Origin of the sequence: Kitasatospora sp. NPDC098663 (genome assembly GCF_044760075.1) — a bacterium.
In the GTDB taxonomy this organism is placed as follows: Bacteria; Actinomycetota; Actinomycetes; order Streptomycetales; family Streptomycetaceae; genus Kitasatospora.
This window is the reverse complement of sequence record NZ_JBIWAP010000110.1, coordinates 1-6180: the sequence shown is the minus strand read 5'-3', so window position 1 is coordinate 6180 and position 6180 is coordinate 1. Positions and strand designations below refer to the sequence as shown.

Here is a 6180-nt window from a genome sequence, read left to right as displayed (position 1 = left end):
GACCTGCGCGATCTGGCACAACGACCACACCGGCCAGCCCGTCATGCGCTCACTGACCGCCTACGACCACTAACCCTTCGCATCACTCATCTAGGTCCCGCACCCGGCGGGCGCAGGCGCGAAGCGACGATCCAACTTCCAGGACCAGTCAGCAACTTGGTGTGCCCATCCGGCGGGCCGTTGGAGAGGTTGGCGGTGGTGGGGCCGCCAAGAGCCCCACCACCCCCAACCCGTCGCAGGGATCGATCCCTGCTTGACCGAAGGACGCCATGTCCACACCGCAGCCGAAGCCCGCCAGCGCCGAGATCGTCACGGCCGCCCGCGACCGGCACCGCCGAGCCGCGGCCGACACCAATCTCGGCCCCACCGCCCGCCGCTTCCACCAACACACCGCCTGCGGCTACCACTGGGCGCTCGAAGCCCTCGGCACCCCGACGGCCGCCCGCCACCTCGGCTACGCCTACGCCTACGCCGAGCAGGCCGCCAACCACGCGCCCGCCACCAGCAGGTGGACGCTCATCCTGCCCGGCCCGTTCTGCGACTGGCTGACCGAGAGCGGCCTGCTGCCCGACGACTTCACCGGCGACGAGCTCGCCGACCGGATGCTGCTGGCCTACCGTGCCGGCATCCCGCACCGCATCGACGCCTCCAGCTGGAGCCTGACGATCCCGGCGTACGACCCCGTGGCGATGCACGAACTCACCCAGCTGGCGCTGCGCTTCGTCCGGCACTGCTCGGACGACAACCCCCACACGCCCGCCCAGGCCCGCGCCGCAGCCGCGCTTACCGACCGGATTGCAGACCTCTCCCAGCGCATGCTGCACGCGGCCAACTGACGCCCGGCCGGGCCGCGCACCGGCCCGGCCATGACCTCACCCAGGACCACCATGCCGAACCGCCGACCGATCCTCGCGCCGACCGGGCCCGCCCCCTACCGGCGCGCCAACCGGGCCCGCGCCTTCCAAGACGCGCTATTCCGCGAGGCCGAAGCCGAGGCAGCCGTCGCCGCCACCGCCCACGAACTCCTCGCCGACCACGTTCGAACCCAGGCCCCCGAGACCGCCGCCATCGAGTTCGAGGCCACCCTCGCCTCCGACCGCATCCACGCCCTGTGGGCGAACCCCCGCGACCTGCGGTACCCGACCCCGCCGCTGTTCTGGCGGCGCGCCCCCATGCTCTCCTCCGACCCGGCCTGGCTGAAGAAGGCGGAACGACTGCTGCCCACCGTGCTCCTCGGCGCGCACCTTTCCCTCATCGAGCTGGCCGGCCACCACCCGAACCGCCACCTCCTCAGCCTTCCAGCCCCGGACGTGGCCGCCGCCCTCGCCTCCCGGATCCGCCGGGCCTTCCCGCAGGCGACCGCGCTCCTGCTCAGCCTCGACGCCCGTCCACGCTTTATCACCGTCCAAGTGACCAACATCGTCGGTCCCGACGGCGCCTCCCTGCACGCGATCCCCACCGAACACGACTGGGCGGCGCCACCCGCCCAGACGTGGTGGCGGCTCAACAAGGGACACGTCGTCCGAGCGGTCCGCCACCTGTGGACGCACCCCGACCACAGGGCCGTCCACTTCCAGGCCCAGGGCCACCACTCCCTGATGTGGAACCAGGGCTTGCAGGCGCTCGTTCTACCCGCCATCCCGGCCCTGGCCGGGCCCCACTGACTCTGACGCCCCGACGGGCCCGTAGAAGCCCTCTACGGGCCCCCCGGGGCGGAGAAATCAGTAACGCACGAGAGGTCATTCAGCACCTCCCCAACAGTTCAGCGAGGAGGCGTCCGTGCCCAACGATCCCGAGGTCATTCACGTAGCCCGCATCGCGTGGAGTGCAGCCTAGATAGCCGACCGCGGCCTGGGCGCTCTGCGCCAGACAGTGCTCGGTGACCTGATTCGCGAGGCACATTGCAGCCTCAACGGCACCGGGGACGTCCGCATCACCATCGAGTCCGACGAATGGGGCACGGTGGGGCGGGCACGCGCAAGGTGCAGCGATCCTCTGTGCGTCGACCTGGTTGTCGCGCACCGCGCGGAACCGTCCGACGAGCCGTAACTCCGAGGGTGATTGAGCCCCTGGGCCACCGTTCCGAAGACCTCACGTCTGACCCGGGCCGGGGTCGGCCTGTTCGATTCGGCCCGCGCGTGCCGATGGGCGTGCATCACCCAAGCGTGCGAGCGTCCGCTGCCCGCCGTCGCCTCGGCCGCCGGGCCACGAACCGTTGCCTCCACCACCGGAGCCGAGGTGGAGGCCTCCGCCGTGTTCCCGCACGGGATCCACGGGCCGGGGTTCGTAGTGGGCGCGGCCGCCGGTGCCGTAGCTTCCGATCTCTGTGGCGAGCGCGGTGCCTGAGCGGCCTCGGGTGGGCGGAGAGACGGCCGGACTGGGCACCGTATCCGCGTCGGGGCTCTGGGCCCGGGGTGTAGTTGTAGGCGTGCTCCCGGCCCGGCCGTCCGTCCACCCACCCGAGGTTCAGGCGGTAGCGGCTCCGCCCCCGGGCGCGCGTGGCCAGGCTGCGGCGGCGTCGAACTCGACGTCGTTGCGCAGGCAGTAGTGCAGCGAGGACAGCAACTTGGCGAACAGGCGCCGCAGGGCGGCGTTGTGGCGGTCGCCGGCGCCGCGTCGCCGGTCGTAGTAGGCCCGACACTCTGCCGACTTCGTGAGGGTGGCGAACGCCCAGTGGTGGCCGTAGGTGGCCAGGAACTTGTTTGCGCTGATCCGCCGGTGCAGGACGGTGCGGGATGATCCCGACGCCCAGGTGAATGGGCGGGCGCCCGCGTAGGAGGCCAGCCCCTTCCCGTTGGGGAACCGGGCCGGGTCGTCACCGAGTTCGCCCACCAGGCGCGCGCCGGTGAGCGGGCCGACACCGGGGAAGGACAGGTAGATCTCGCTCTGCGGGTGCTGGAGGAACAGGCCGGTCGCGGCGTCGGTCATTTCCTCGACGTTCTGGCACGCTGCGTTGATGAAATGGAGCGTCGACAGCACCCCTTGCCCGAGGGCTCCCTCCAGGGTCGGCGGGTTGCGCAGGACCGGCTCGCGGAAGAGCTCGTAGAGGCGTTCGGTCTCCGCGTCGAGGAGCCGGGTGCGGCCTCCGCGTTCGAGCGCGGCGCGGATCTGCCGCCGGGTGAGCCGGGCCGCTGTACTGCTGGTCGGGGCGAGCGCGATGATCTCGCGGGCCTCGGGGCGCAGCAGCCGGTGATCCATGGTGGCCCAGGCCTGGACGGCGGTCGGGTGGACCTGGCGGAGCTGGGCGCGCAGCTGGAGGTAGTGGTACTGGCGGGTCCGGACGGCCCGGAGCTGGGCGCGGGTCAGGGCGCCGATGGCGTTGGCGTGGTCGGAGCTGCGGTGCAGAGCCCGGTGGAGGTGGCCGTCGGTGCGCAGGATGTTGGCGAGCAGCAAGCAGTCCTGCGCGTCCGACTTCTTCCGGTTGCCGGGGTTGATCCGGCCCCGGTAGCGGGCTGCAGTCGCCGGGTGGATCGGCACGACGGGCTGGCCGTGCTGCTGGAGCGCGGCGACCAGCAGGCCGCGGCTCGCTTCGATGGCGATGGGCACGGACTTGCGGCTGAAGCCGTTGCTGGCACGCAGCCCGGAGAGGACCTTGAGCATCTCCCGGATACCGGCGGGCGTCGCTTCGAAGCGAGTGCTCGCCACGAGCTGACCGGTGCGGTCGACAACAGCGAGGTCTTGCAGGTTCTCGGACCAGTCGATACCGGCATACAACGCCCACGATGCCACCATGATCTCCCCCTTCGGTAAGCCGCCGTACGGGCCGCCCGCTGGCCGCATCACAGCTCGGGCATGGGCCGACGGGCACCCGCCGGGTGGCCATCCGCAGCCACGACTGCAACATCTACGTTCCGCACCCGCGGTGGCAAGCAAGCCCGAGCGCGAGCGCCCAGTGAAGGCAGCAAACGGGAAGGCCAACGTGCCCACCAGCAGGTCGGCAGCCGGCCCCCTGCTGCACAGTCGTTCCATGACGAACAGCGGAGGCTGTCGGGTCCTTCGCCGGCCGCGGCCGCAGCCCCACCCCGGGCCGGCTGCCGTGGAGCCGGATGCGAAGGATGGGCGGTCAAGGCTCTCCGGAGAAGCAGAGGAAGGTGAGTGCGACGCACCCAGAAGTCGGCCCGGTGCGAGGCACGATCAGGTAGCTTGGTTGCTGGTTCGCCGAGGTGGGTGGAATTCTCGCCCCTCGTGTTGGAAGATCCGAAGCCGTCGAGTTTCCGACCCGGTATCTTCCCTGGTCACCGCCAGTGGTAGCGGTTCGTCCGCCCACCAGGTGGCCAACACGGGGACGGTGCGGGGATAGAGCGGGGATGAAGCGGGGACGGAACCGCCTGATCCGAGGGCGGACCGGAGTAGACTGGTGTAGACGGCAGGTAAGCCGCAACACTGTGTGACCTGCGGAAACGTAGATGGACGTAGACACAGGTGGAACCAGGGCCGGTAGCTCAATTGGCGGGCTTTTAATCCGTAGGTTCAGGGTTCGAGCCCCTGGTGGCCCACCACGGAGACCCAGGTCAGTTGTCATCTGACCTGGGTCTTTTCCGTTTCTCCATGACCCGGAGGAGGATTTTCTGACCGTGTGCGGTCATTGGTGTGACCGGGGTGTGACCGTGACTGCCCGGCCGCTGCAAACGGGCCTGACGGTTAGTCAGAAGTAGGTCGCCGACTCAAGCCAGCCCGCATGGCGTTCCGGGCGATGTCCGCCGTCGAGGCAGAGCCGCCTCGATTGTCGGGTGGCTACAAGGAGAGGGCGCGAAGGCGCGTAGGTTGTTGCTGTGGATGACGCGGAGACTGCGGCCCGACTGGAAGCGCTCGTGGCCCAGAGCGCGAGCGTGTTGCTGACGCGTGGGCTCATCGTGGAGATCGCCGCTGTCCGTGGAACGGTTGATCATCTCGTTGACCGCGTGGCCCGCGAAGCTGGCCTCGGTCGCGATGACGCGCTTCACTTCGTTACGCCCGAGGTTGTCGCGGACGCGATCGTCCGGGCTGCCGATCAAGACGATCACGCAGCGGCCGTACGCCCTGTCCGCAAACGCGACGAGGCCGTTGTTGTGCCGCCCTGGGTTTCCGGGCGGCTCGTGATGGCGCTTGCCAAGGTCGCCCAGTGGGCCGGCGTCAACGGGGCGGAGAGGGACCAGCACCACGCCTTCGATCTCTCAGTGGAGTTGGGAGACAGCCTCCTCCAGAGCCGTACCTCGGGCCTGATGGAGATCCACCTCGACCTCCTGGCCGAGATGGCCGATCTGGCGGAGAGGTCGGCCGCTCGAATCGAGGCGGGGCAGTGGGTCGAGTGCAGCTGCGGCGAACGCCACAGCGATGCGGAGGCCCCGCTGGCTGTTGTCGCGGCTATGCGATCGGATGCGGAGCTCGCGAGGCGGCTGTCAGAGAAGGCCGACGGCGCCTGATCGGGGCGCCCCTTGGGTTCGGGCCTCGGCTTCATGTGCCGGGCGTCCGGTCCGTCATGCCGATCGGCAGCCGCACGCGAGATGCTCTCGCCGCCGGGCGGTAGCAGCGGACCCCGCGCGGAGCGAACCAAGCAGACGCCGGCTCAGGCTGGCGGAGGAAGGCCGTACACCGGTGGACCGCGAAGGGCATCGGAGGCCACCCCGAGATCGGAACAGGCCGGGAGACTGCGACCCTGGGCTGTGCTGGTGGTTGGGGCCCGGTGCCACCTCCGGGCCCCAACCACCTCACGCGCTGGCGCCGGAGAAGCTGGCGAGCGCTGCGGCGGCGGCCTCGCCGCTGTACGCGGCCGTGCGCCGACGGGTGCGGGGCACGATGGCGACGACGGCTTCGGCTGCCTCGTACGCCAGCTCCTTCATCACGGTCTGGTAGATGTCGCGGGTGATGGTCGTGCTCGAATGACCAAGCATTTCAGAGATGATCTTGATGTCGACCCGGGCGGAGAGGGCCAGGGTCGCGGCGACGTGCCGCAGGTCGTGGAGCCGGATCGGGGGGAGCCCGCACTTCTTGACCAGGGCCTCGAAGTGATCGGTGAGTTTGCCCGGGTGCAGCCAGGTCCCGTCGTCCTCGGTGAAGCAGCGGCCGTCCGTGTTGGCGGCCACCACGCCGGCGGCGAGGAGTTCCCTGGCCTGGCGCCGCTTCTGGTCGCGTAGGACGTCGGAGGTCTCGATGTCCATGGCGACCGTGCGGAACCCCGAGCGGGTCTTGGGGGCCCCGGCC

5 protein-coding genes are annotated in these 6180 nt (G+C 70.2%); 3 read left to right on the top strand and 2 right to left on the bottom strand.

What is annotated here, in order from left to right:
- Nucleotides 1-269: 269 nt before the first annotated feature.
- Both ACIQVZ_RS42105 and ACIQVZ_RS42100 read left to right on the top strand, forming a co-directional pair.
- Nucleotides 270-836, top strand: coding sequence for a hypothetical protein (locus ACIQVZ_RS42105; protein WP_402458392.1), 567 nt, complete (start codon nt 270-272; stop codon nt 834-836).
- 30 nt (nt 837-866) lie between these two features.
- On the top strand, nt 867-1664 hold the full coding sequence (locus ACIQVZ_RS42100) for a hypothetical protein (RefSeq protein WP_402458389.1): 798 nt from the start codon (nt 867-869) through the stop codon (nt 1662-1664).
- Nucleotides 1665-2466: 802 nt separating this feature from the next.
- Here ACIQVZ_RS42100 and ACIQVZ_RS42095 read toward each other — a convergent pair.
- A complete protein-coding gene (locus ACIQVZ_RS42095; RefSeq protein WP_402458386.1) occupies nt 2467-3732 on the bottom strand; it encodes an IS110 family transposase in 1266 nt (421 codons plus the stop codon).
- A 1040-nt stretch (nt 3733-4772) separates the two neighbouring features.
- On the opposite strand from ACIQVZ_RS42095, the gene ACIQVZ_RS42090 reads away from it, so the two are divergent.
- Nucleotides 4773-5402 carry a hypothetical protein gene (locus ACIQVZ_RS42090; protein ID WP_402458383.1) on the top strand — a complete coding sequence of 210 codons (630 nt, stop codon included), beginning with the start codon at nt 4773-4775 and terminating at the stop codon, nt 5400-5402.
- Nucleotides 5403-5687: 285 nt separating this feature from the next.
- Here ACIQVZ_RS42090 and ACIQVZ_RS42085 read toward each other — a convergent pair.
- Nucleotides 5688-6180: tyrosine-type recombinase/integrase (locus ACIQVZ_RS42085; RefSeq protein WP_402458382.1), on the bottom strand; the 493-nt coding region annotated here is incomplete at its 5' end.